Annotated in this window: 24 protein-coding genes; 13 read left to right on the forward strand and 11 right to left on the reverse strand. The window is 60.7% G+C overall.

The genetic code is table 11. The features are described 5' to 3' along the window. The first annotated feature begins 57 nt into the window (after positions 1–57). Entirely contained in the window at positions 58–594 is a 537-nt protein-coding gene (locus J3B00_RS02415; RefSeq protein ID WP_209863124.1) for a DUF3617 domain-containing protein, read from the forward strand. A 38-nt stretch (positions 595–632) separates the two neighbouring features. Here the strand turns inward: J3B00_RS02415 and folE2 are convergent, their stop codons facing one another. Both folE2 and J3B00_RS02425 read right to left on the reverse strand, forming a co-directional pair. After that, positions 633–1,520 (reverse strand): GTP cyclohydrolase FolE2, encoded by an 888-nt coding sequence (folE2, locus tag J3B00_RS02420; protein WP_209863137.1) that lies wholly within the window; start codon positions 1,518–1,520, stop codon positions 633–635. A gap of 24 nt (positions 1,521–1,544) precedes the next feature. Beyond that, a complete protein-coding gene (locus J3B00_RS02425; RefSeq protein WP_209863140.1) occupies positions 1,545–1,922 on the reverse strand; it encodes a glutamine synthetase in 378 nt (125 codons plus the stop codon). Positions 1,923–2,033: 111 nt separating this feature from the next. Between J3B00_RS02425 and zigA the strand changes: the two genes are divergently transcribed. From zigA to J3B00_RS02440, 3 genes are all read left to right on the forward strand, one after another. Continuing rightward, positions 2,034–3,242: a zinc metallochaperone GTPase ZigA gene (gene zigA, locus J3B00_RS02430; protein ID WP_209863143.1), complete on the forward strand. Its 1,209-nt coding sequence runs from the start codon at positions 2,034–2,036 to the stop codon at positions 3,240–3,242. After that, on the forward strand, positions 3,239–3,865 hold the full coding sequence (locus tag J3B00_RS02435; RefSeq protein WP_209863146.1) for a DUF1826 domain-containing protein: 627 nt from the start codon (positions 3,239–3,241) through the stop codon (positions 3,863–3,865). Before zigA ends, J3B00_RS02435 begins: the two co-directional genes overlap by 4 nt. Positions 3,866–3,931: 66 nt before the next feature. Next, a complete protein-coding gene (locus J3B00_RS02440) occupies positions 3,932–4,903 on the forward strand; it encodes a CobW family GTP-binding protein (RefSeq protein WP_209863149.1) in 972 nt (323 codons plus the stop codon). On the opposite strand, the gene J3B00_RS02445 is transcribed toward J3B00_RS02440, so the two are convergent. Further along, complete coding sequence (locus J3B00_RS02445; RefSeq protein ID WP_209863153.1) at positions 4,894–5,295, reverse strand: DUF3301 domain-containing protein; 402 nt, start codon at positions 5,293–5,295, stop codon at positions 4,894–4,896. The genes J3B00_RS02440 and J3B00_RS02445 overlap by 10 nt on opposite strands. Positions 5,296–5,415: 120 nt before the next feature. Here J3B00_RS02445 and pdxY point away from each other — a divergent pair, with 120 nt between their 5' ends. After that, complete coding sequence (gene pdxY, locus J3B00_RS02450; protein ID WP_209863156.1) at positions 5,416–6,288, forward strand: pyridoxal kinase PdxY; 873 nt, start codon at positions 5,416–5,418, stop codon at positions 6,286–6,288. On the opposite strand, the gene J3B00_RS02455 is transcribed toward pdxY, so the two are convergent. After that, positions 6,285–6,770, reverse strand: coding sequence for an acyl-CoA thioesterase (locus J3B00_RS02455; protein WP_186553080.1), 486 nt, complete (start codon positions 6,768–6,770; stop codon positions 6,285–6,287). The two genes, pdxY and J3B00_RS02455, sit on opposite strands and share 4 nt — an antisense overlap. 355 nt (positions 6,771–7,125) lie before the next feature. Between J3B00_RS02455 and J3B00_RS02460 the strand changes: the two genes are divergently transcribed. Continuing rightward, positions 7,126–8,886 carry a cation:proton antiporter gene (locus J3B00_RS02460; protein WP_209863159.1) on the forward strand — a complete coding sequence of 587 codons (1,761 nt, stop codon included), beginning with the start codon at positions 7,126–7,128 and terminating at the stop codon, positions 8,884–8,886. 135 nt (positions 8,887–9,021) lie between these two features. Here J3B00_RS02460 and J3B00_RS02465 read toward each other — a convergent pair whose 3' ends face one another. The 4 genes from J3B00_RS02465 to zwf form a co-directional block, all read right to left on the reverse strand. Further along, positions 9,022–9,429, reverse strand: a complete 408-nt coding sequence (locus tag J3B00_RS02465; RefSeq protein ID WP_209863162.1) for an SMI1/KNR4 family protein — start codon at positions 9,427–9,429, stop codon at positions 9,022–9,024. A gap of 114 nt (positions 9,430–9,543) precedes the next feature. Next, positions 9,544–10,398, reverse strand: a complete 855-nt coding sequence (locus J3B00_RS02470; RefSeq protein WP_209863176.1) for a TIM44-like domain-containing protein — start codon at positions 10,396–10,398, stop codon at positions 9,544–9,546. A gap of 317 nt (positions 10,399–10,715) precedes the next feature. Continuing rightward, entirely contained in the window at positions 10,716–12,899 is a 2,184-nt protein-coding gene (uvrD, locus tag J3B00_RS02475; protein ID WP_209863178.1) for a DNA helicase II, read from the reverse strand. Between the two features lie 160 nt (positions 12,900–13,059). Then, positions 13,060–14,502, reverse strand: a complete 1,443-nt coding sequence (gene zwf, locus J3B00_RS02480) for a glucose-6-phosphate dehydrogenase (protein ID WP_209863180.1) — start codon at positions 14,500–14,502, stop codon at positions 13,060–13,062. 104 nt (positions 14,503–14,606) lie between these two features. Here zwf and hexR point away from each other — a divergent pair, with 104 nt between their 5' ends. Next, on the forward strand, positions 14,607–15,473 hold the full coding sequence (hexR, locus tag J3B00_RS02485; RefSeq protein WP_119137112.1) for a transcriptional regulator HexR: 867 nt from the start codon (positions 14,607–14,609) through the stop codon (positions 15,471–15,473). Positions 15,474–15,592: 119 nt separating this feature from the next. Further along, on the forward strand, positions 15,593–15,811 hold the full coding sequence (locus J3B00_RS02490) for a hypothetical protein (RefSeq protein WP_209863184.1): 219 nt from the start codon (positions 15,593–15,595) through the stop codon (positions 15,809–15,811). On the opposite strand, the gene J3B00_RS02495 is transcribed toward J3B00_RS02490, so the two are convergent. Next, positions 15,753–16,715 carry a LysR family transcriptional regulator gene (locus tag J3B00_RS02495; protein WP_281074521.1) on the reverse strand — a complete coding sequence of 321 codons (963 nt, stop codon included), beginning with the start codon at positions 16,713–16,715 and terminating at the stop codon, positions 15,753–15,755. The two genes, J3B00_RS02490 and J3B00_RS02495, sit on opposite strands and share 59 nt — an antisense overlap. A 189-nt stretch (positions 16,716–16,904) precedes the next feature. Here J3B00_RS02495 and J3B00_RS02500 point away from each other — a divergent pair, with 189 nt between their 5' ends. From J3B00_RS02500 to J3B00_RS02515, 4 genes are all read left to right on the forward strand, one after another. Next, the gene (locus J3B00_RS02500; RefSeq protein WP_209863187.1) at positions 16,905–18,320 is read left to right on the forward strand and encodes an acetyl-CoA carboxylase biotin carboxylase subunit; all 1,416 of its coding nucleotides are present in this window, start codon (positions 16,905–16,907) and stop codon (positions 18,318–18,320) included. Between the two features lie 11 nt (positions 18,321–18,331). Continuing rightward, entirely contained in the window at positions 18,332–20,140 is a 1,809-nt protein-coding gene (gene oadA, locus J3B00_RS02505; protein WP_209863190.1) for a sodium-extruding oxaloacetate decarboxylase subunit alpha, read from the forward strand. Between the two features lie 218 nt (positions 20,141–20,358). Further along, positions 20,359–21,678 carry a HipA domain-containing protein gene (locus J3B00_RS02510; RefSeq protein ID WP_209863193.1) on the forward strand — a complete coding sequence of 440 codons (1,320 nt, stop codon included), beginning with the start codon at positions 20,359–20,361 and terminating at the stop codon, positions 21,676–21,678. Then, the gene (locus tag J3B00_RS02515) at positions 21,675–21,953 is read left to right on the forward strand and encodes a helix-turn-helix transcriptional regulator (protein WP_209863194.1); all 279 of its coding nucleotides are present in this window, start codon (positions 21,675–21,677) and stop codon (positions 21,951–21,953) included. The genes J3B00_RS02510 and J3B00_RS02515 overlap by 4 nt, the downstream gene beginning before the upstream one ends. A gap of 2 nt (positions 21,954–21,955) precedes the next feature. Here J3B00_RS02515 and J3B00_RS02520 read toward each other — a convergent pair whose 3' ends face one another. Then, the gene (locus J3B00_RS02520) at positions 21,956–22,777 is read right to left on the reverse strand and encodes an amino acid ABC transporter permease (RefSeq protein ID WP_209863197.1); all 822 of its coding nucleotides are present in this window, start codon (positions 22,775–22,777) and stop codon (positions 21,956–21,958) included. Beyond that, positions 22,774–23,595, reverse strand: a complete 822-nt coding sequence (locus J3B00_RS02525; RefSeq protein WP_209863202.1) for an ABC transporter substrate-binding protein — start codon at positions 23,593–23,595, stop codon at positions 22,774–22,776. The genes J3B00_RS02520 and J3B00_RS02525 overlap by 4 nt, the downstream gene beginning before the upstream one ends. 107 nt (positions 23,596–23,702) lie before the next feature. Between J3B00_RS02525 and J3B00_RS02530 the strand changes: the two genes are divergently transcribed. Beyond that, on the forward strand, positions 23,703–24,602 hold the full coding sequence (locus tag J3B00_RS02530; RefSeq protein ID WP_209863207.1) for a homocysteine S-methyltransferase family protein: 900 nt from the start codon (positions 23,703–23,705) through the stop codon (positions 24,600–24,602).

A 24,602-nucleotide genomic window follows, 5' to 3' on the forward strand; every position in this document is an offset into this window, starting at 1 on the left:
AATGACGTCTAAGCTCTGTCCAGCCAGGTGGCTGGTAATGATTAGGAGCATCCATCGATGAAGATTCGTCTGCCGCTGTTCGCCCTGGCCATGGGCCTGATGACCAGCCCATTGGTCAATGCGCAGATGTTGCAACCGGGCCTGTGGGAGTTGACCACCAGCAACATGCAGGTGGATGGCAAGCCACTGCCTGATATGGGCTTCATGCTTGGCCAGTTGAAAAACCTGCCACCCGAGCAGCGGGCCATGATGGAAGGCGCATTGTCCAAGCAAGGGATTACGGTAGCGGGGAATGGCGTGCGCTCTTGCCTGACACCTGAGCAGGTCAAGTCGGATGATATTCCGTTGACCGATCCTAAGTCAGGCTGCACCCAGAAGATTACCGACCGAACCGGGAATGTCTGGCAGTTCCAGTTCAGCTGTCCAAAAGCGCAGGGGACTGGCGAGGCGACTTTCCTCAGTGACCGGGAATTCACCACCAAGGTCAATGGGACATTCAACGCCTCCGGCGTTCAGCAACAGGGCAGTATGAATACTCGGGCTGTGTGGTTAGGCAACGACTGTGGAACAGTCAAACCCCGCGCGGCTAACTGATTCACAGGGGGCTGTTGCAAGACAGCCCTGACACCTGTTCACCACCGCCACTCACTAACCGCCACTGCATCGTGCGCATGCAGGCTCTCAGCATGTTCCACCCGCACGCTGAACCCACTCACCCACACCATCGTCTTCAAGACGGCATCTACCCTTCGCGCTGCGTCCTCGCAGAACATCAGATTCTGTCCGTTGGCCAATGCGAAGGCCTGCTCGTCCGCCCTTTTCACGGCAGTCTGCACGGCAGTGCCCAAGGCAGATTCGACCTGGTCGATGAGGTCACTCACCGGCAGCTCTGTTGCGCTATCAATCAACCTGACCTTGATTTGCGCATCACTGCGTTGACTGTGGGGTGTTGCGACGATGCCTTCGCTGGTCCCTAGCCACTGCACTACAGTCTGCAGATCCAGCTCAGCGTCTGCGAAATCCGCCTTGAATTGGGCTTGGATCAGTTGCCGGGCGAGCGCGGCCGAGCACGGGCAGGTGGACGAATAGGGAATTTGCACAAATAGTTCCACGTGGAACATTTCGTTTTCGATGCTGGCCTTGATGGTGATTGGATAGCTTTTCCAGCCCGCTAACGGGCTCACCAGTGCGGGGCGTTTCAGCAGAAGGTCGAAGCTGAGTTGTAAATAAGCAGCTGAAGACAGGCCTTCGTGGCTGTCGAGAAACTCGGCAAGCAGGCGCCTTAGGGTCTGCGTATTCAGCGACTGATCCTCGAGACTGTCCAGTGCCAGATAAAGGCGAGACATATGAATGCCGCGGGACTTGCCATCATCAAGGTTGACGCCTGCACTGGCGCGAGCGTTCAGCTTGCGCCCTTCGAACAATACCGGTAACGCGATGCCTTGCATGCCGACCCATTGCAGCGGCTGGGTACGCTGCTGGGTTTGCGTGGCGATGTCGGGAAGTATCAGGCTGGTCATGGATTTTTCCATCATCAAGCAGCGTCAGCGGCAACCGCCAATGAGGCTGCAATGCAAGTTGAAGCGCTGCCCGCTGGAGCTGGAAACGCGGTTCAAAGTGGTCCAGCCAACGCGCCGGCTGTAGCCCACCCAGGCCTCTCCATCGCTCGCCAACCCTGTGTAGAAGGTGAACACGCCGTATCGGCTGTTGGTTTGCGTCCACAGGCGACGGCTGGCTGCCTCATAGCCACGTAGATAGAAGGTACTGCCTGCGTCACGCACGCTGTAGTAATTGCCGATGCCATCCTTGCAAGCCAGCAGTGTGGCGCTGCGCGTGCAAACAGAAAGGTTGCTTTTTGGCTGGGCGAGCGTGTGTGCCGAGGCGAATAGCAGCGTGAGCGCGAGGACACAGGACCCTTTCATTTCTATCTCCCAGATGAGCCATTGGGCAGAGCGGCTTGGCTAAATTGTATTGTTATAATATAACATTAAGCAATGCATCGTTTCGAATGCCTTCGCCTGATGAGGTTCACCATGTCCAAGCGTCTCCCTGTCACTGTGCTCTCTGGCTTCCTGGGGGCGGGAAAGAGCACCTTGCTCAACCATGTACTGCGTAACCGCGACAACCTGCGCGTCGCTGTGATCGTCAACGACATGAGCGAGATCAACATTGACGCCAGTGAAGTCCAGCGCAATGTCAGCCTTAACCGTGCTGAAGAGAAATTGGTGGAGATGAGCAACGGCTGCATCTGCTGCACTTTGCGCGAAGACCTGCTCGAAGAAGTGGCGCGGCTGGCCGAGGACGGCCGCTTCGATTACCTGCTGATCGAGTCGACGGGTATCTCTGAGCCCTTGCCGGTCGCGGAGACTTTCACCTTTCGTGATGAGCAGGGTCGCAGCCTGTCGGACATGGCCCGGCTCGATACGATGGTAACGGTAGTCGACGGCTTGAACTTCTTGCGCGATTACCAGGCGGCAGACAGCCTGGCCAGCCGCGGTGAAACGCTGGGTGAAGACGACGAACGCTCGATCAGTGACCTGCTGATCGAACAGATCGAGTTCGCCGACGTGCTCTTGCTGAGCAAGATCGACTTGATCGGCCACGACCAGCGCGAAGAACTCACCGCCATCCTGCGCAGCCTCAACGCCCGCGCGCAGATCCTGCCGATGGTGATGGGCCAGGTGCCGTTGGCGCGTCTGCTGGATACCGGTCTGTTCGACTTCGATCAAGCCGCGCAAGCGCCCGGTTGGTTGCAGGAGTTACGCGGCGAGCACATGCCCGAGAGTGAAGAGTACGGCATTGCCGCCAGCACCTGGCAGGCCCGGCGTCCTTTGCACCCACAGCGATTTTTCGACTTTATCCACAGCCCCTGGAGCAACGGCCGGCTGCTGCGTTCGAAGGGATTTTTCTGGTTGGCCAGCAAATATCAGGAGGCCGGCAGCTGGTCACAGGCAGGGGGCATGATGCGCCACGGCTTCGCGGGTCGCTGGTGGCGGTTCGTGCCCCGTGAAGAGTGGCCGCAGGATGTGGATAACACTGCGGCGATCCTCAAGCAGTGGACCAGCGAGACCGGTGACTGCCGCCAGGAGCTGGTGTTTATTGGGCAAAACATCGACTTCGCCAAGTTATCCACAGCGCTGGATGAGTGCCTGCTGACCGATGCCGAGATGGCCGCTGGCCCGGATGTGTGGCTACAACTGCCTGACCCATTTGGTCTTTGGCAGGATGAGCTGGCAGCATGAGTACTGTGCCTGGGGCTGTGGATATCCGCCAAGTGTTTGGCGAGTCGCCGCAGGTTTTGACCGAGATTCTCCAGGAAGGGGTCAATCTTGCGGTCTGGCAGCGGCGCCTGCCGGCCCAAGTTGAAGACTTTTCCACAGTGTTGGCCAGCCTTGGGCAGTTGCTCTCGGATGAGCGGATTATCGATGTGGACGAGGATGCCCCCGTTGAACTGCCAGGGCTATTGGCTGAAGCGGCAGACTTGCACGGTTATGAGGCTTTTGTCGCCGATGTGTGTTGGCTTGTAGCGGCCTTCACCTGTCTGGTAGGTGCGCGGCGTATCGGGCTGCGGCTACGGGTCTTGGACGGCGCGATGTGCCCCCGCTTTCATGTGGATAAAGTCACCTTGCGTCTGTTGACAACTTTTACCGGCGCAGGCAGTGAATGGTTGCGCGAGGCTGAGTGTGATCGCGCTGATCTGCAACGCATGAAACCAGATGTGGATAAGATTCAAAGGCTTAGCACGGGCAATGTGGCGATTTTGAAAGGGGAGCGCTGGACTGAGGGTGCTGGAGTTATCCACAGGTCACCGATGACCGCTGCGGGTGAGCGGAGGCTGCTGCTCAGCCTTGACTGGTTGGCGTGACGGGCCATAGTGGCTGAACCACTCGCGAACGAGGGCCTTGGCCCTCGCACAACCAGATACCCACAGATGCTGCGAAACATACCTACCCACGTTATCGCCGGGCCATTGGGTGCCGGCAAGACCAGCCTGATCCGTCATTTGCTGGAGCAACGCCCGCCGACTGAGCGTTGGGCGGTATTGGTCAATGAATTCGGGCAGATCGGCCTCGATGCTGCGCTGCTCACGCGGGATGAAGATGGCGTGGCCATTGGTGAGGTTGCCGGCGGTTGCCTGTGCTGCGTCAATGGCACGCCATTCCAGGTGGGCTTGGGCCGCCTGCTGCGCAAGGCCAAGCCTGATCGTGTGTTCATCGAGCCGTCTGGCTTGGGTCATCCGCTGCAACTGCTGCATCAGCTGGGCGAGGCGCCGTGGCTTGGCGTGCTCAGTGTGCAGCCGTTGATCATGGTCTTGGACGCCCAGGCGCTGGCCCGTGCAGAGCCGCTGCCAGAGGCGCAGCGTGAGGCTGTTTCAGCGGCGGGCTTGTTGATATTCAACAAGTCCGGGGCTGTGGAAGAATCACGTAGGTTGTTGATAAGTAATGAATTTATTAATTCAACAATTTGTTGGACCGAGTATGGAAAGGTCGCTTTCGAACGTTTGCAGTTTTCCACAAGCGGGGAGGAGCCTGGGGTAACTCACGATCTGCCTGTGGAAAAGCCAACAACGCCCAGCGTCACCGTGTGGACAGATCCATCGGCGCCGATTTGTCTCGCGCAACAGGGGGAGGGCGGCTGGAGCATTGGTTGGCGTTGGCATGCTTCGCAGCATTTTGATCGACTACGCGTCGAGCGCTTCCTGCGGGCTTGGCCATGGCGGCGCGCCAAGGGAGTTATCCACAGCGGGACGGGCTGGCAGTCGTTCAACGGCCTGGGGGGAAATCCTGTGGCGTGGCAGCCCAGTGAGTGGCGCAAGGATTCCCGGGTCGAACTGATCTTCGACCTTGAGCAACCTGCGCAGGCGCTGCAGGCGGCATTGGCCGCCTGCCGTGATCAGCGCTGATCGTTGCGCCAGCGATTGTGCTCCTGGCGCCACTGCTGCATCTCGATAACGTTATCAGTGCGCGGAGCTGGCTTGATCTCGAACGGGTAGGGCGCCAGTTCGATCTGCATGGTGTGGGCGCCGAATTGGGTCACGGTGCCCGGGTGGCGCTGTTCACCCGTGACGGTGAATTCGAAGTTGTAGATCCGCGCCAGGCGCTTGCGGCCATTGGCATCCCGCACGAAACCGATGCGCTTGAGCGCGACAGCGTCATCCAGCAGCTCCAGATCCAGTTTGGCGCAATGCTGCTTGACCCGCGCCAGGGCTTTCTCGCGCAAGCCATGGTTGTGCCACAGCCAGGCGCCACCGGTGGCCAGCACCATCAGGACGAAGAGGTTCTCCAGGGTCAGCATTTTGCGTAGGCTCCAAACAGGTCAAACCAGCTTAACTGCGTCCCTGGCCTGTCGTACAGGTGGCAATCGAGTTCATACTGCGCGTCGCTCTCATCCTGAATCAGCTTTGGAAATCCCTGCATGAAACGAACCCCGCACCTGCTCGCCATTCAGTCTCACGTGGTCTTTGGCCACGCCGGTAACAGCGCTGCGGTGTTTCCCATGCAGCGGATCGGGGTCAATGTCTGGCCGCTCAATACCGTGCAGTTCTCCAATCACACTCAGTATGGCCAGTGGGCAGGAGAAGTGCTTGCTCCAGCGCAAATTCCTGCGTTGATAGAAGGTATTGGCGGTATCGGCGAGCTGGGCAATTGCGACGCGGTGCTTTCCGGCTATCTGGGCAGCGCCGCCCAGGGTCGGGCGATTCTCGCCGGTGTCGAGCGGATCAAGGCAGTCAATCCCAAGGCGCTGTACCTCTGCGATCCGGTCATGGGCCACGCGCAGAAGGGCTGTAGCGTGCCCGAAGAAGTCAGCCAGTTCCTCCTCCAGCAAGCCGCGGCCAAGGCCGACATCCTGTGCCCCAATCAGCTCGAACTGGACAGCTTCAGCGGGCGTCGGGCGCAGTCACTGGAGGATTGCGTGGCGATGGCGCGCGGTTTGCTCGAGCGCGGGCCACAGGTGGTGCTGGTCAAGCACCTGAGCTATCCGGGTCGCGCCGAGGATGCCTTCGAAATGCTCCTGGTGACCCGTGAAGAGAGCTGGCACCTGCGCCGTCCATTGCTGTGCTTCCCTCGCCAGCCAGTGGGCGTGGGTGACCTGACCTCGGGCCTGTTCCTGGCGCGGGTACTGCTGGGTGACAACTGGCTGCAGGCTTTCGAGTACACCGCTGCGGCGGTGCACGAGGTGCTTCTCGAAACCCAGGCCAGCGCCAGCTACGAGTTGCAGCTGGTGCGGGCCCAGGATCGCATCGCCCATCCGCGTGTGCGCTTTGAGGCGCAGCGCCTGAGCGTTTAGATAGCGTCGGTCTTCAGGTCCTGGTAGCGCTTTTCCAGCTCCTGGCGGATCTGCCGGCGCTGCTTGCCCTGCAGGAAGCGCCGTTTCTCTTCGCTGCTCTGCGGCAGGCGCGCCGGGACCGGTACCGGGCGGCGATTGTCGTCGACCGCGACCATGGTGAAGAAGCAGCTGTTGGAGTGGCGCACCGAGCGCTCGCGAATGTTTTCGGTAACCACCTTGATGCCGACTTCCATCGACGTGTTGCCGGTGTAGTTGACCGAGGCGAGGAAGGTTACCAATTCGCCGACGTGGACCGGCTCGCGGAACACCACCTGATCAACCGACAGGGTCACCACATAGGTGCCGGCATAACGGCTGGCGCACGCATAGGCCACTTCGTCGAGGTATTTGAGCAAGGTGCCGCCGTGTACGTTGCCGGAGAAGTTGGCCATGTCCGGCGTCATCAGGACGGTCATAGTCAGCTGGGCGTTTCCAGGTTCCATAGTGTGCTCACGGTAAGGTTGCGCTGTTACGGGGCCGGTATCTGCAGACACTTCTGTGTACCCCTGTTGAATTTTCCCATCCTGGTACGGGACGTCGCGTGGCGTTCCATCGTCACGTGGATTCGGCTGGACCTTTCCCGGACAAGCCTGACACACCAAATCAGCCGTGCCGACAATGGCCGATCTGTTTCTGCATATTGCACAAACGCTTTGCGCAGAGGCGCGATGTTAACCTGAGCGAGCCCATGCAACATGGGCTTTCCTGCATCAAACACAGTATGTACCCGCTACTCGCTCTGGTTTGCCCCGGCAGAGGAGCGGTCTGCCTTGGCAACGTGAAAAGGAGAACCACGCCATGCATGCCATAAGCTTCATTCAGGACCTGGCAGTGATCATGCTGGTGGCGGGGGTGGTGACCATCCTTTTCCATCGCCTCAAGCAGCCGGTGGTGCTCGGTTATATCGTCGCCGGCTTCATCATCGGCCCGCACACACCGCCGTTTGGCCTCATCCACGATGAAGACACGATCAAGACCCTCGCCGAGCTTGGGGTGATCTTCCTGATGTTCTGCCTGGGCCTGGAGTTCAGCCTGCGCAAGCTGTTCAAGGTGGGCGCCACGGCGTTCATCGCAGCGTTCCTGGAAATCGTCCTGATGATCTGGATCGGTTTCGAGATCGGCCGCTGGTTCGGCTGGAGCACCATGGACTCGCTGTTCCTCGGGGCAATCCTGGCGATCTCGTCGACCACCATCATCGTCAAGGCGCTCAATGACCTGAAGATGAAGAACGAGCGCTTCGCCCAATTGATTTTTGGCGTACTGATCGTCGAGGACATCCTTGGCATCGGCATCATTGCCCTGCTGTCGGGCATTGCCGTGAGCGGCTCGGTGAGTTCTGGCGAAGTCTTCTCCACGGTGGGCAAGCTGTCGCTGTTCATGATCGTTGCGCTGGTCATCGGCATCCTCGTGGTGCCGCGGCTGCTGGCGTATGTGGCCAAGTTCGAAAGCAACGAAATGCTGCTGATCACCGTGCTGGGGCTGTGCTTCGGGTTCTGCCTGCTGGTGGTCAAGCTCGAGTACAGCATGGTACTCGGCGCCTTCCTGATCGGCGCAATCATGGCCGAATCACGCCAACTGGTGAAAATCGAGCGCCTGATCGAACCGGTACGCGACATGTTCAGCGCGATCTTCTTCGTCGCCATCGGCCTGATGATCGATCCGCAGGTGCTGATCGACTACGCCTGGCCGATCGTGGTCATCACCTTCGCAGTAGTGCTGGGCAAAATGCTCTCCTGCGGAATGGGCGCGTTCATTGCCGGCAACGACGGGCGTACCTCGCTGCGGGTGGGGATGGGGCTTTCGCAGATTGGCGAGTTCTCCTTCATCATCGCGGCACTGGGCATGACCCTGCAGGTCACCAGCGATTTCCTCTACCCGGTCGCGGTGGCCGTTTCGGCGATTACCACGCTGCTCACCCCTTACCTGATCCGCGCCGCTGATCCGCTGTCGATCAAGCTTGGCAAGGTGATGCCTAGCCGCCTGTCGCGGGTGCTGTCGCTGTATGGCGAGTGGCTGCGCAGCATTCAGCCGCAGGGCGAGGGCGCAATGCTGGCGGCGATGATCCGGCGTATCCTGCTGCAGGTCGGGGTCAACCTGGCGCTGGTGATCGCGATCTTCTTCAGTGGCGGCTACTTTGCCGAGCGCATCGGCACCTGGATGAGTCAGTGGGTTAGCCAGGTCAGCCAGCAGAAGGCCCTGATCTGGGGCGCAGCGCTGCTGTTGTCGCTGCCGTTCCTGATTGCCGCCTATCGCAAGCTCAAGGCGCTGTCGATGTTGTTGGCAGAGATGGGGGTCAAGCCGGAGATGGCCGGGCGGCACACCCAGCGCGTGCGTCGAGTGATTGCCGAGGTGATCCCGCTACTGTCACTGCTGGTGATCTTCGTGCTGCTTTCGGCTTTGTCGGCAAGCATCCTGCCGACCAACGAATTGCTGCTGGTGATCGTGGTGGTGGCGGCGGTGGTGGTGGCGCTGCTGTGGCGTTGGTTCATCCGGGTGCATACCCGCATGCAGATCGCCTTGCTCGAGACCCTGGAAAACAACCGTGATCACACGCACTGAAGGGAATGCTCCCTGCGCAAGATTTCTTCGAAGTCCGAGGGGATGACACGGTAGCGAAGTCGCCAGGCGCAGAAAGCCTGGCGATTCTACTGCCACTAGTAGCTAAGGGCCATTACTTGAGCGGATTGTGCGCGTTCAGCTTTCCAGCCAGACGTCGCGCACCCAGTGCCAGACCGACTCCCAGCTCTCTTCCGTGACGATTTCTTCTTCACCTGACCACAGCACCACGGTGCCGTCTTCTTCGACGCAGTAGTAATCGTCGCCGTCCTGGCAAATCGGGATCAGGTCGCGCGGTACGCCTGCATCCCAGGCGTTGGCAGCAACGTCGGGCAGGTAGGTGTGGGATTGCGGATCGGTGACGGTTACCGGCTCCAGGCTGCCGTAGATGACGTCACTGACGGTCAGCAGGTACTCCTTGAACACAAACGGAATATTGATGAACAGCTGCTCCTCGACCTCGACCAGCTGATCGTCGTCAGGAAGCTCCAGGGGCACCGGCACCGGTTCATTGGCTTCACGCAGTTGTTCGATCACTTCTTCCACGGTTCACATCCTCTACCTTGATGACAACGCTGCGCGTTATACCCTAGTAGGCCACTGCGGCAAAAGCAAAAACCCCGGGCAAGCCCGGGGTTTTTTTGTTTCAGCGCGTCAGGATCAGCCGTTCTGGCGGATACCTGCGAGCAGCCAAGGCTGGTTCTCGCCTTGGGCGCGCTCCATGTGCCAGCTTTCGCTGAAGACTTCGCCCTGGTCGAAACGCGAGGTCTTCGACTGACCGTGGAAGGTCAGGGTGGCAATGGTCTTGTCGGCGCGGTCGTCGACACCTTCGAGCTGCACTTCGAGGTTATCGATGTAGGTGGACTGGAAGCCATCACCCAGGTCGGCGCGCTCGCGCTTGAGGAACTCAAGCAGTTGCGGGGTCACGAACTCGGCGATCTTGTCCATCTCGTTGGCATCCCAGTGCTGCTGCAGCGACTGGAAGTGGCTGCGAGCGGCGGCGAGGAAGCTCTGCTCATTGAACCAGGCTGGCGCGTTGATCGCCGGGGCGGCAGCGGCAGGTGCTGCGGAACCACCGAATACCGACGGCTGGGCTGGTTGCTGGGCATGGGCTTCACGCTGGAACGGCGCATGACCGGCAGCAGCGGCTTGAGGCTGTTGCTGACGACGGCGGGCGGCGATGAAGCGGAACACCAGGAAGGCGATCAGCGCCATGATCAGGATGTCCATGATCTGCATGCCTTCGAAGCCGTCACCCATGAACATCGAGGCGAGCAGGCCACCGGCGGCGAGGCCGGCAAGAGGGCCCAGCCAGCGCGAAGCACCGCTGGCGGCGGCCGGCGCGCGACCTGGCGTGGTCGCTGCGGCAGCAGGCGTGGTTGGCGTAGCCTGGCGAGTCTGGTGGATAGGCGCGGAGCCCGAGCTCTTGCCGCCGCCGAAGCGTTTGGCATTGGCGTCCAGGCTCAGCGTCAGACCGACGCACAGCGCCAGGGCGATGCTAAGAAAACGTTGCATAAGTGGGATATCCCCTGATTGTGGATTGCACGCGCGTCATGGTGCACATGTTGTAGGAGACATGGCTAGCGCCATAATGTTTCCAGCTTTTGCCTGACAGGTCTGAAGTCTGACCGGAGGTTGGCTGTAGGGCCTTGGATTTAGTGCTGTAGGAAAAATCGCGTGGTATTAGATGCGGCCTCTTCGCGGGACAAGCCCGCTCCTACAGGGGCAGCGCGTAACCTGTATATGCGGCCTCTTCGCGGGACAAGCCCGCCTACAGGGGCAGCGCATAACCTGTAGGAGCGGGCTTGCCCCGCGAAGAGGGCCGTGCTGGCTCAGATAGCCTCGAGCTTGGCATAGCCCAGCATCAACCACTTGCTGCCTTCGGCAAAGTTCACCTGCACCCGCGCCTGCGCGCCAGAACCCTCGAAGTTGAGAATCACCCCTTCGCCAAACACCGAGTGTTGCACCCGCTGGCCGAGGTTGAAGGCGGTCTGCGGAATATTGGCGTTGGCAAAAATGCTGCTGGCCGGGGCCTGGGAGCCACCAAACGGGCGGCTTACCGAGTTGGACAAGCGCACTTCCTGGATCAGGCCCGCCGGAATTTCCCGAACGAAGCGCGATACCTTGTTGTAGGTCTCGCTGCCATACAGGCGACGCGTCTCGGCGTAGGTCATGAACAGCTGGCGCATGGCCCGGGTAATACCGACATAGGCCAGGCGGCGCTCCTCGGCCAGGCGGCCGGGTTCTTCCAGGCTCATCTTGTGTGGGAACAGGCCTTCTTCCATGCCGACCAGGAACACATAGGGGAACTCCAGGCCCTTGGCGCTGTGCAGGGTCATAAGCTGTACGCTGTCTTCGTGCTCGTCGGCCTGCGACTCGCCAGCTTCCAGCGAGGCGTGACCGAGAAACGCCGACAACGGCGACAGGTCGGCATCTTCTTCAGTGCTTTCGAAGTTGCGCGCGGCGCTGACCAGTTCCTCAAGGTTTTCCACCCGTGCCTGACCCTTTTCACCTTTTTCTTCCTGGTGATAGATGATCAGACCGGTCTGCTCGATGACCGTCTGGGTCATCAGGTGCAGCGGCATCTCTGCAGCCTTGGCGGCGAGGTTCTCGAGCAACTCGATGAACGCGCCCAGGGCACTGGCGGCACGCCCCTTGAGGGCTTTGGCGGCGAGCAGCTGGCACATCGCCTCCCACATCGACAACTGGCTGTGGCGGGCGTGATCGCGGATCGCCTCGACGGTCTTCTCGCCAATGCCGCGCGGCGGCACGTTGATCACGCGCTCGAGCGCCGCGTCGTTGCCGCGGCCCTCGAGCAGGCGCAGATAGGCCATGGCGTTCTTGATCTCGGCGCGCTCGAAGAAGCGCTGACCGCCATAGATCCGGTATGGCACTCGCTCGCGCAACAGCGCCTCTTCGAGCACCCGCGACTGGGCGTTGGAGCGATACAGGATGGCAATGTCGCTGCGCGCATTGCCCTGCTTGATCACGCTTTCGATCGACTCGACCACGTAGCGCGCCTCGTCGTGTTCGTTGTAGGCCGCGTAGAGGGTCAGCGGCTCGCCTTCGCCGACGTCGGTCCACAGCTCCTTGCCGAGCCGATCGGTGTTGTTGGCGATCAGGGCGTTGGCTGCTTTGAGGATACCGCCGGTGGAGCGGTAGTTCTGCTCCAGGCGGATCATTTCAGCGTCGGGGAAATCGGCGGTGTACTGGTGGATGTTCTCGATCTTGGCGCCGCGCCAGCCGTAGATCGACTGGTCGTCGTCGCCCACCGCCATCAGGCTGTCGCCGCCTTTGGCGAGCAGACGCAACCAGGCGTACTGAACGGCGTTGGTATCCTGGAATTCGTCCACCAGCAGGTGGCGGAAGCGCCGCTGGTAGTGTTCGAGCAGGCCAGGGTTGTCGCGCCACAGGTCCAGCGCGCGCAGCAGCAGTTCGGAGAAGTCGATCACCCCGGCGCGCTCACAGGCTTGCTCATACGCCTCGTAGACGCTACGCATGGTACCCAGGAACAGGTCGCCGCCGGGCTGGATGTGCTGCGGGCGCAGGCCTTCATCCTTTTGCCCATTAATAAACCATTGGGCCTGGCGCGCCGGCCACTTCTGCTCGTCGAGGCCGAGCTCACGCATGACCCGCTTGACCAGGCGTTGCTGGTCGTCGCTGTCGAGGATCTGGAAATTCTGCGCCAGTCGCGCTTCCTGCCAGTGGGCCCGCAACAGTCTATGAGCCAGGCCGTGGAAGGTGCCCACCCACATGCCGGCCGGGTTGATTCCCATCAGTTGCTCGATCCGCTGGCGCATTTCTGCCGCGGCCTTGTTGGTGAAGGTCACCGACAGGATCGAGTGCGGCGAGGCCTGTTCGACCTGGATCAACCAGGCGATACGGTGCACCAGCACGCGGGTTTTACCGGAACCGGCGCCGGCAAGCACCAGTTGACGCCCGACCTTGGCCGCTACAGCCTGGCGTTGGGCATCGTTGAGGGAGTTCAGCAGGAGGGAGAGGTCGTCTGTGCGCATCCCGCCATTCTAGGGCGAGGCGTGGGGAGGGGCAAACCTCTACTGTATAAATGTTCACCTGAGGGGCTTGCCATTCATCGGCCTGGGCGGACCTGGCGGGCTCTATGACGGCGCCCGCCGGCCTGCATGGTGCTCGAGGCAGGACGCAGGCAGAAATCATTCATCTGTGCCACTGCCTTCCATGTCGCGCCAGCAGGCTGTTGGCCTGCTCCGGCCCGTTGCTGCCGGCATGATAGGGGCGCGGCGCCTGGAAGTGCTCTTCCCAACCCGTGAGGATCGGATCGATCCAGGCCCACGCCGCTTCCACTTCGTCACGGCGCATGAACAGCGTCGAATCGCCTTCGAGCACGTCCAGCAGCAGGCGCTCGTAGGCCTCCCAGCGGCGGGTCTGGCCGAATACCTGGGCCAGGTTGAGGTTCAGCTCGACCGGCTCCAGGCGCATGCCTTTGCCCGGGCTCTTGGTCATCATGCGCAGGCTGATGCGCTCGTCCGGCTGCAACTGGATCAACAGCTGGTTGACCTGGCCACCGCTGAATAGCTCATGAGGCACAGGCTTGAACTGAATGACGATCTGCGAAGAGCGTCGCGCCATGCGCTTGCCGGTACGCAAATAGAACGGCACGCCGGCCCAGCGCCAGTTGTCGATCTGCGCCTGGACGGCGACGAAGGTCTCGGTGTCGCTGTCGTTGTCGACGTCTTTCTCGAAGTAGTAGGCCGGCACTTCCTGGCCACCGATGCGTCCCGCGCTGTACTGGCCGCGTACGGTCTTGTCCTGCACGTCCTGGCCGCTGATCGGTTTCAGCGCACGGAGAATCTTCACCTTTTCGTCGCGCACCGCTTCTGCCTCGAATTGCGCAGGTGGCTCCATCGCCACCAGGCAGAGCAACTGCAGCAGATGGTTTTGCAGCATGTCGCGGGTGGCCCCGGCGCGGTCGTAGTAGCCACCGCGGTTCTCCACGCCCAGGGTTTCACAGACGCTGATCTGCACATGGTCGACCTGGCCGTTGCGCCACACCGGTTCGAGCAGGGCGTTGGCGAAGCGCAGGGCCATCAGGTTCTGCACGGTCTCCTTGCCCAGGTAGTGGTCGATGCGAAACACCTGAGACTCATCGAACACCGCGCCGATCGCCTGGTTGATCGCGGTGGCCGAGTCCAGCGAATGGCCGATCGGTTTTTCCAGCACGATGCGTGCTTCGGGGTCGGCCAGGCCGGCAATACGCAGGTTATTGGCAATCGGCACGAACAGGTGGGGAGCGGTGGCCAGGTAGTAGACCCGGGTGAGCCCGCCAGGCTCGCCCAGGTACCGCGCCAGGCGGCCGAAGTCGGCGCTTTGCGCGGCGTCCATGGCGAAGTAGTCGAGCCGCGCGCAAAACCGCCGCCAGACCTCTTCGTCGAAATCTTCACGGGCGATCTGTACCCGGCAGTGGCGTTCGGCGAGCTTGAGGTAGTCGTCCCGGTGCAGGTGGCGTCGGGCCAGCGCGATGATGCGCACGGCGTTGTGCAGGCGAGCCTCGCGATACAGGTGGTAGAGCGCCGGGAGCAGTTTGTGCAAGGCCAGATCGCCTGTGCCGCCGAAAACCAGAATGTCGCAAGGAATCGTCAAGCCACCACTCTCCACGTTCGTTTAACTGGGCGGGTCGCCGGTCATGTAGTATAACTACAAGAAAGCTACATCCCCGGCCAGCCGATCATAACCGAGTCCAGCCCGTGAATCTGTTGCAACATATCGCCCAATCGCGCCACCTGCTGCGTAAATCGGAACTCAAGGTGGCTGACCATGTGCTGCTTGATCCGGCTGCGGTGATGCACAGTTCGATGGCCGACCTTGCCCACAACGTCGGTATCAGCGAGCCGACCATCGTGCGTTTCTGTCGGGCGATTGGCTGTTCGGGCTTTCAGGATCTCAAGCTCAAGCTGGCGCAGAGCCTGGCCGCCGGTGCCAGTTTTGGCCAGTTCGCGATCCACGAGGATGACTCGGTTGCCGACTACAGCCTGAAGATTTTCGACACTACCCTGCATACCCTGATGGAAGTGCGCGAGCACCTTGACCCGCATGCCTTGCAGCAGGCCGTCGCGGCCATGGCTACGGCTCAGCGGGTGGAGTTCTATGGCTTTGGCGCATCCGGTGCGGTGGCTGCCGATGCCCAACACAAGTTTTTCCGCTTGTTGCTCAGCGCAGCGGCGTATTCCGACCCGCACATGCAGGCGATGTCGGCGGTGACCTTGAAGCCCGGCGACGTGGCGGTGTGCATCTCGCAGTCGGGGCGCTCCAAGGACCTGCTGATCACCGCCAATCTGGTCCGCGAGAGCGGCGCCAGCCTGATCACCCTGTGCCCGAGCCAGACGCCGTTGGCCGAACTGTCGACGGTCAACCTGGCGATCGATGTGCATGAAGATACCGAGATCTATACCCCGCTGACTTCGCGTATTGCCCACCTGGTGGTGATCGACGTGTTGGCCATGGGCGTTGCGATGGCGCGTGGACCGAGCCTGGTCAACCACCTCAAGAGCGTCAAGCGCAGCTTGCGCAGCCTGCGCTTGTCACCGAAGTCGATCAAGGCGATGGATGACTGATCGGTACCAGCGTTCGCCGGCGGCGATGCAAATTTCATCGATCTGTCACCCTTCGGCAGCCAAACTGTAAACCCCCCACGCCAGTCTGAAACTCCCCGCACTCGATCAGGGAGACAGGCATGGCTCGTGACTTCGATGGCTCGTATCAACCCAACGCCAAGGCTCGCAAACAGCAGGAGAAGGATCTGCGCCGGATGGAATTCCGCCGCGCGATCGAAAGCTACTCCGAGCAACGTCAATTACTGCGCGAAATCGTCGATTATCCCGAGCTGAGGGAGGTCACGGTGTGGCAGGTATCTGCGGCAGCTTCCCCGAAAACCGCTCAACAATCGCGCTGATCATTGCACGTTCGCTGCGGATGAACGCGAGAAACGCCAAGGCCACCGGCGACTGCCGCTTGGCTTTGGCCTGCACCACGCACCAGCTGCGGTACAGCGGTAGCTCCTCGACCGGCAATTCTTTAAGGATGCCGGTGGCGAGTTCGAGGTTCAGCGCATGGCGCGTCAGCAAGGCGATGCCCAGGCCTGCTATCACACATTCGCGCTGGGCATCGGCCGAAGCCACTTCAAGGGTCTGGGTGAAGTGCACGCGCTTGTCCTTGAAGTACTCTTCGCAGGCTTTGCGCGTTCCCGAACCCTGCTCGCGGATGAGCAGGGTATGCGGCTCCAGGTCCTGCAGACGCAGCTTGTCCAACTTGCACAACGGATGGTCCGGCGGCGCCACGGCAACGATCGGATTGTTGAGAAACGGCAGAAATTCCAGCCCCATGTCCTGCGGCACCATGGACATGATGATCAGGTCGTCGCGGTTGTCCGACAGGCGTCGGATCGCCTGGGCGCGGTTGACCACGGTGAGGGTCAGGTTGACCTCCGGGTGACGTTGCTTGAAGGCGGCGAACAGGTGCGGCACGAAGTACTTGGCGCTGGACTCGATTGCCAGTTTCAGCTGACCCTGCAGTGAGCCCTGCATGTCCGACAGCTGCATGTCGAGGTTCTCCAACCGGCCGAAAATGTCGCGGCTGGCGCGCTGCAAGGCTTCGGCAGCTTCGGTGAGGTACAGCTTCTTGCCGACATACTCGAACAACGGTTGGCCGACCAGCTCTTCGAGCTGACGAATCTGTAGACTAACGGCGGGTTGAGTCAGCGACATCTCTTCGGCGGCCCGGCTGTAAGAGCGTAAATCACACACCTCATTGAAGATCTGCAATTGACGCAATGTCATACGCATCAATGACTTACGCATCTTTTTCCACGCTCCGGCAAAACCTTGTTACCGAACTATAAGCTTTTGCTAATGCTGCCTCTAACAAATATTGATTTTTGTTTATCGTCCTACAGCGCTAGGGTGGATGTGCGACTGGCCAGCAGCATCTGGTCACGCGCCGACCGGTAGAACCGGCTCGTATGTTCCATCGGCTTTGGGAAGAATCCAGTGATAAAAAAAATCCTGATCGCCAACCGGGGTGAAATTGCGGTCCGAATCGTGCGGGCCTGCGCCGAGATGGGCATCCGCTCGGTGGCGATCTTTTCCGACGCTGACCGGCATGCCTTGCACGTCAAGCGCGCCGACGAGGCCTACAGCATTGGTGCCGAGCCCCTGGCCGGTTACCTGAACCCGCGCAAGCTGGTCAACCTGGCTGTGGAAACCGGCTGTGATGCGCTGCATCCTGGCTACGGCTTCCTTTCGGAAAACGCCGAACTGGCAGAAATTTGCGCCGAGCGCGGGGTCAAGTTCATCGGCCCGTCCGCTGAAGTCATTCGCCGCATGGGCGACAAGACCGAAGCGCGTCGCACCATGATCAAGGCCGGTGTGCCGGTAACGCCCGGCACCGAGGGCAACGTTGCGGATATTCACGAGGCCCTCGCCGAAGGCGAGCGCATCGGCTACCCGGTGATGCTCAAGGCCACTTCCGGTGGTGGCGGCCGTGGTATTCGCCGCTGCAACAGCCGCGAGGAGCTGGAACAGGCCTTCCCCCGGGTGATTTCCGAGGCGACCAAAGCCTTTGGCTCGGCCGAAGTGTTCCTGGAAAAGTGCATCGTCAACCCCAAGCACATTGAAGCGCAGATCCTCGGCGACAGCTTTGGCAACGTTGTGCACCTGTTCGAGCGTGACTGCTCGATCCAACGGCGTAACCAGAAGCTCATCGAGATTGCACCGAGCCCGCAGCTGACCCCTGAACAGCGCGCCTACATCGGCGACCTGTCGGTGCGCGCGGCCAAGGCGGTCAACTACGAGAACGCCGGTACCGTGGAGTTCCTGCTCGCCGATGGCGAGGTGTACTTCATGGAGATGAACACCCGGGTCCAGGTGGAACACACCATCACCGAGGAAATCACCGGCATCGACATCGTCCGCGAGCAGATCCGCATCGCCTCGGGCCTGCCGCTTTCGGTCAAGCAGGAAGACATTCAGCACCGCGGATACGCGCTGCAGTTCCGCATCAACGCTGAAGACCCGAAAAACAACTTCCTGCCCAGCTTCGGCAAGATCACCCGTTATTACGCTCCGGGCGGCCCGGGCGTGCGCACCGACACCGCGATCTACACCGGCTACACCATTCCGCCGTTCTATGACTCCATGTGTTTGAAACTGGTGGTCTGGGCGTTGACCTGGGAAGAAGCCATGGACCGCGGCCTGCGGGCCCTGGACGACATGCGCCTGCAGGGGGTGAAAACCACCGCTGCGTATTATCAGGAGATCCTGCGCAATCCGGAATTCCGTAGCGGCCAGTTCAATACCAGCTTTGTCGAAAGCCACCCTGAGCTGACCAACTACTCGATCAAGCGCAAACCCGAAGAGCTGGCCCTGGCCATCGCCGCCGCCATCGCCGCCCACGCAGGCCTGTGAGGAACCCCATAATGTCCAAGAAAATTCACGTAACCGACACGATCCTGCGCGACGCCCACCAGTCCCTGCTGGCCACTCGCATGCGTACCGAAGACATGCTGCCGATCTGCGAAAAGCTCGACAACGTCGGCTACTGGTCGCTGGAAGTCTGGGGTGGCGCCACCTTCGATGCCTGCGTGCGCTTCCTCAAGGAAGACCCGTGGGAGCGCCTGCGCAAGCTGCGCGCGGCACTGCCCAACACTCGCCTGCAGATGCTCCTGCGCGGGCAGAACCTGCTCGGCTACCGCCACTACAGTGATGACGTGGTCAAGGCCTTCGTGGCCAAGGCTGCGGTCAACGGCATCGACGTGTTCCGCATCTTCGACGCCATGAACGACGTGCGTAACCTGCGTGTCGCCATCGAGGCAGTCAAGGCCTCTGGCAAGCACGCTCAAGGCACCATCGCCTACACCACCAGCCCGGTCCACACCATCGAAGCCTTCGTTGCCCAGGCCAAGCAGATGGAAGCCATGGGCTGTGATTCGGTTGCGATCAAGGACATGGCCGGCCTGCTTACCCCATACGCCACCGGTGAGCTGGTCAAGGCCTTGAAGAGCGAGCAGTCGCTGCCGGTGTTCATCCATTCTCACGATACTGCCGGCCTGGCCGCCATGTGCCAGCTCAAAGCAGTCGAGAACGGTGCCGACCATATCGACACGGCCATTTCCAGCTTCGCCTGGGGCACCAGCCACCCGGGCACCGAGTCGATGGTTGCCGCGCTCAAGGGCAGCGAGTTCGACACCGGCCTGGACCTCGAGCTGCTGCAGGAAATCGGCCTGTACTTCTACGCCGTGCGCAAGAAGTACCACCAGTTCGAAAGCGAATTCACCGCGGTCGACACCCGTGTGCAGGTTAACCAGGTCCCGGGTGGGATGATTTCCAACCTGGCCAACCAGCTCAAGGAGCAGGGCGCACTCAACCGCATGAGCGAAGTGCTGGCAGAGATCCCGCGTGTGCGCGAAGACCTCGGCTTCCCGCCGCTGGTCACCCCGACCTCGCAGATCGTTGGTACCCAGGCGTTCTTCAACGTGCTCGCTGGCGAGCGTTACAAGACCATCACCAACGAGGTCAAACTCTACCTGCAAGGCGGCTACGGCAAGGCCCCGGGCGTGGTCAACGAACAGCTGCGGCGCCAGGCAATCGGCAGCGAAGACGTGATCGACGTGCGCCCGGCCGACCTGCTCAAGCCAGAAATGACCAAGTTGCGTGGCGATATCGGCGCATTGGCCCGTAGCGAAGAAGATGTGCTGACCTTTGCCATGTTCCCGGACATTGGCCGCAAGTTCCTTGAGGAGCGCGAAGCCGGCACCCTGAGCCCTGAAGCCCTGCTGCCGATCCCTGAAGCCGGTGCTGTTGCTGCACCTGGCGGTGAAGGCGTGCCGACCGAGTTTGTCATCGATGTGCACGGCGAGACCTACCGCGTCGACATCACCGGGGTTGGCGTCAAGGCCGAAGGCAAGCGTCACTTCTACCTGTCCATCGATGGCATGCCGGAAGAAGTGGTGTTCGAGCCGCTCAACGACTTCGTCGGTGGTGGCGGCAGCAAGCGCAAGCAGGCCAGTGCTCCAGGTCACGTGAGCACCACCATGCCGGGCAACATCGTCGATGTGCTGGTCAAGGAAGGTGACGAGGTCAAGGCCGGCCAGGCTGTGCTGATCACCGAGGCGATGAAGATGGAGACCGAAGTCCAGGCGGCTATCGCCGGCAAGGTTGTCGCCATTCATGTGGCCAAGGGTGACCGGGTAACGCCGGGCGAAATCCTGATCGAGATCGAGGGCTGAGCCAAGCCCTCATCTGCAAGCGGTTAACCTCATTGGGGAGCGATAAGCTCCCCTTTTTTTGTACCTGTGATCTGCATTTAAATGCGTTTATTCAGAGTAGACAGCCCTAATTCTGCATTTAGATGCAGAATCCGGGCTCGTATTTTCTGATAGATGCACTATATTGCAGAAGTGGCGGTGTATGCTGCCGAGAATATGCAATAAATTGCAGGTCCGTCATGTACAGATTAATGCTCCAGTTGTACGTCGAAGGCAAATGGCACGATGCGATGGTCATGACATTCGCGGAGCCTGCTCAAGGGTTATTGAGCCCCTGTGAAATTGCCTACAAATCGGATTACGTCAGGTGCAATCCTGAGGTATACGATAGCCAATTCGCTCAAGCGGTCAGTGTAAACCTGCCCGTTGACTTCGACGCCTATCGGCTGCCACACGCCCCCGCGTTTCTTTATGACATTGCGCCTTCTGGTGCTGCCAAACGCTTTCTCCTGCAGCATATTGGTCGCGAGAAACCTGAAGGCTTCAGTGACGACATGTTTTTGTTGGGGCGTAGTACGCCAGCGCCCATTGGTAACCTTCGTATCAAAGAGTCGGTTGAGCACTTGGATACAAGCGACCCCATCGGATTTCCTCGGGCAGAGGTGGTGACGAGGGACCAGCGTTTTCTCGAGTATGCCTACGAGCAAGGCGCGGCCATTGGCGGCGCTACCGGCGCCGGGGGCGAAGCGCCCAAGTTGTTGCTGACTGAAGGTAGGGATGGGCGCCTCTACCCGGATGCTGTGTTGGAGGATGAACACGCTTGCTGTCACTGGTTCGTCAAATTTGCCCGCAACCAGGCGTTGGCCAATGACCAAGATATTCTTCGTGCCGAGTACCTGTATTACAAAGCGCTGGAGAGCCTCAATATCGAAACGGTTGCGAGCCCGGAACTGGCACTGGAGGAAGCGACCAAGCCCAGTCTGTGGATGAAGCGTTTTGATCGACGCGTATCTGATAAAGGTGTGGAGCGGTTGGCTGTCGAGTCGATCTACTCATTACTAGGAGTAGCGGGCGGGCGGACCGGGCATCTGGAGGCTATCCACGTGCTGGCGCGGATTTGGCAGCGCGCTGGGCAAGAATCCCAGGTCCCTGACTTGATCGCAGAGTATTTGCGTCGCGATCTGATCAACAAAATCCTGGGAAACTCCGATAACCATGGGCGCAATACGGCAATCATTCGCACCTCGCAAACCATGCGCCTGGCGCCTATCTACGACCTTGCGCCGATGGTGATGGATGCTGAAGGTGTAACGCGGACCACCAAGTGGGCGGCACCCATTGAGCGGGCTGGGGACATCGATTGGCGGGCCGCCTGTAACACATTGGCTGCCTTGGTGGATCCAGCACAAGCCTATGAACAACTCCGCGAGGATGCTCGGCATTTGCTGGCACTGCCAGATATCTTGTCTGCGTCCGGACTGCCGGATGCCGTGATGAACCACCCGGCCATCCCTCTGAGTAAGCTCGAACAAAAAATGAAGGACTGGTCGCTGATATGACGCTGTCGATTGATATACGCGGTGTGCTGATCGAGGGCGTACGCGAAGGTATTGCTGACGGGAGTCTGGACTTGGGCGCTGCCGTGCGACGGTTGCGGGTTGAGGTGGCCAAGATGCAGCAGGCCTCGTTCGCGCGTATGTGCAAGATATCAGTGCGCACACTGATCCAGATTGAGCAGGGTGAAGGCAACCCGACACTGAAGTCGCTGAACGCCGTGTTCAGACCTTTTGGTCTGCAGATGGGGGTAGTCAAGCGCCCCCACCAGTTCAGATAGCCCTAGCGCTGATAGCCCTTGCCAAAATGCCGCTCCAGCCGAGCCTGCACCAGCTCCAGCAGGATCGACAGCACCCAGTAGATCACCGCCGCAGTGGTCAGCATCTCCAGGTAGCGATAGCTCGAACGCCCGTACGACTGCGCCAGAAACATCACTTCCCAGACGCCCATCACCGAGATCAGTGACGAGTCCTTGAGCATCGAGATGAACTGGTTGGCGCTTGGCGGGATGATCGTGCGCATGGCCTGGGGCAGGGTGATGTGCCAGAAGATCGCCGCCGGGCGCATGCCCAGGGCGAGTGCCGCCTGGCGCTGGCCAAGGGCGACGCCGATGATGCCGGCGCGGAAGATCTCGCTCAGGTACGCGCCGTAGTTGAGCGACAGGGCGATGATCCCCGCTGCGATGGCGCCAGGCACCAGGCCAAGCTGCGGCAGGCCCAGGTAGATCAACAGGATCTGGATCAGCAGCGGCGTGCCACGGAAGAACGAGGTGTAGAAACTGGCCACGCCGAACAACACGGCACTCTTCGACAGCCGTGCCAGGGCGGCGGCAAAGCCCAGCGCGACCGATACCACCATCGAGCACAGGCACAGGAACAGGGTCAGCGCAGCACCCTGCAAGAAGCCATTGGGACCGAGTTTGAAGCCTGCCAGGTTGGGGAATTTCTCGACGATGATCGAGAACTTCAGGTCAAAACTGAGAAAGAAACCCACGAACAGCAACAGCAACACCAGCCACGTCAGGTACAGGCGGGTGCGAAAGCCGAACAGGCGCGAAGCCGTCGCGGCAGCGACGGGCTTGGGTGCAGGTTGGTGGGCACTCATTTACTGATGTCGGCGCCGATCCACTTCTGCGACAGCTTGGCCAGCGTGCCATCGGCTTTCAGCTCGGCGAATACCTGGCGCACCTTGGCGTCCCACTCCGGGTCGCCTTTTTCGATGGCTACCGAATTGGGCTCTTCATACAACGGCGCGCCCGCCAGCTTGAAACGCTTGTCCTGATCCAGGCGCGGCTGCGCGGTCACCAGGTTGGTCAGGATCGCATCCAGGCGCACGCCAGCACCCAGGCCGAGGTCCTGGAAGGCGACGTTGTCGGTGTCATACGGTGCGATCTGGACGAAGTCGAAGGGGTATTCGATCTTCTTGTCTTCGGCGCCTTCGATCACCAGGTTCTTGTTCAGGTAGCTCTCATAGCTGGAGGCGCTGGTCAGGCCGACCTTGAGGCCGTCGAGGTCCTTGGCTGCATGAATCCGATCATCCTTGGCATTTACCACGATCACTGCAGGCGAGGCGTAGTATTCCACCGGGAAGTCGAATACCTCGGCGCGGGCCTTGCTTGGCGTCATCGAGCAGATGCACAGGTCGTAGCGACCACTCCAGCGGCCAGCCGCGATGACGTCCCAGGACGGTGTTTCCAGGCGCAGCTTGACGCCGAGCTTGGCCGCCACAGCCTTGGCCACGTCGACGTCGAAACCATCGAGCTGGTTCTGGTCGTTGAGGAAGGAGAACGGCGGGTAGCTCTCCATCAGCACGTTGACGACTTCCTTGCGCGACTCGACGCGGTCCAGGGTGGCACCGGCAAAGGCTGCAGAGGTGGCGCTCAAGGCCAGAAGGCCTGCGCAAAGCAAGGAAGACAATCGCATGGAGTTACCTGGGAAAAAGTTGTTAAAAAAACCGGATTCGATATTTAATAGTTATAAGTTTGAAGTCACCAGTGAATAATATTCATATCAATATAAGCGGAAGTTATATGGCCGATCGGACGTTGGAAATTCTTGATGGCGGTATGGGTCGGGAGCTGCAGCGCCGAGGCGCGCCGTTCCGTCAGCCGGAGTGGTCGGCGCTTGCGCTGAGCGAGGCGCCGGAAGCGGTGGTGGCGGTGCATGCGGCCTATATCGAGGCTGGTGCCGGGGTGATCACCAGCAACAGTTACGCGGTGGTGCCGTTCCATATTGGAGACGCGCGTTTTGCCGATGAAGGCTTCGCCTTGGCCGCGACCGCCGGTCAGCTGGCGCGTACTGCAGCCGATGCCAGCCCACGGCCGGTGCGCGTTGCCGGTTCCTTGCCGCCGTTGTTCGGCTCTTACCGCCCCGACCTTTTCGAACCACAGCGAGTGACCGAGGTACTGCTGCCGTTGGTGGTTGGCCTGGCGCCGTATGTCGATCTGTGGCTGGCCGAGACTCAGAGCGCCATCGCTGAAGTGCAGGCAATTGCCGCGCAGTTGCCGGCAGACGGCAAGCCGTTGTGGGTATCGTTCACCCTGCAGGATGAAGACGTCGGCGATGTGCCGACGCTGCGTTCAGGTGAAAGCGTGACCGAGGCAGCCGAAGCCGTGGCCAAGCTGGGCGTGAAAGCCATGCTGTTCAACTGCAGCCAGCCAGAGGTGATCGGTGCCGCGATTGACGCCGCACGCGAGGTGTTCGAGCGCCTCGCGGTGGATATCGCCATCGGCGCCTACGCCAATGCCTTCCCGCCGCAGCCCAAGGACGCCACCGCCAACGATGGCCTGGACGAGCTGCGCGAAGACCTCGACCCACCGGGTTACCTGAGCTGGGCCCAGGATTGGCGTCAGCGCGGCGCCAGCCTGCTCGGCGGTTGCTGCGGCATCGGCCCAGAGCACATTGCCGAGCTCAAACGCCACCTGAGCTGA

Origin of the sequence: Pseudomonas sp. BP8 (assembly GCF_017875955.1) — a bacterium.
GTDB lineage: Bacteria > Pseudomonadota > Gammaproteobacteria > Pseudomonadales > Pseudomonadaceae > Aquipseudomonas.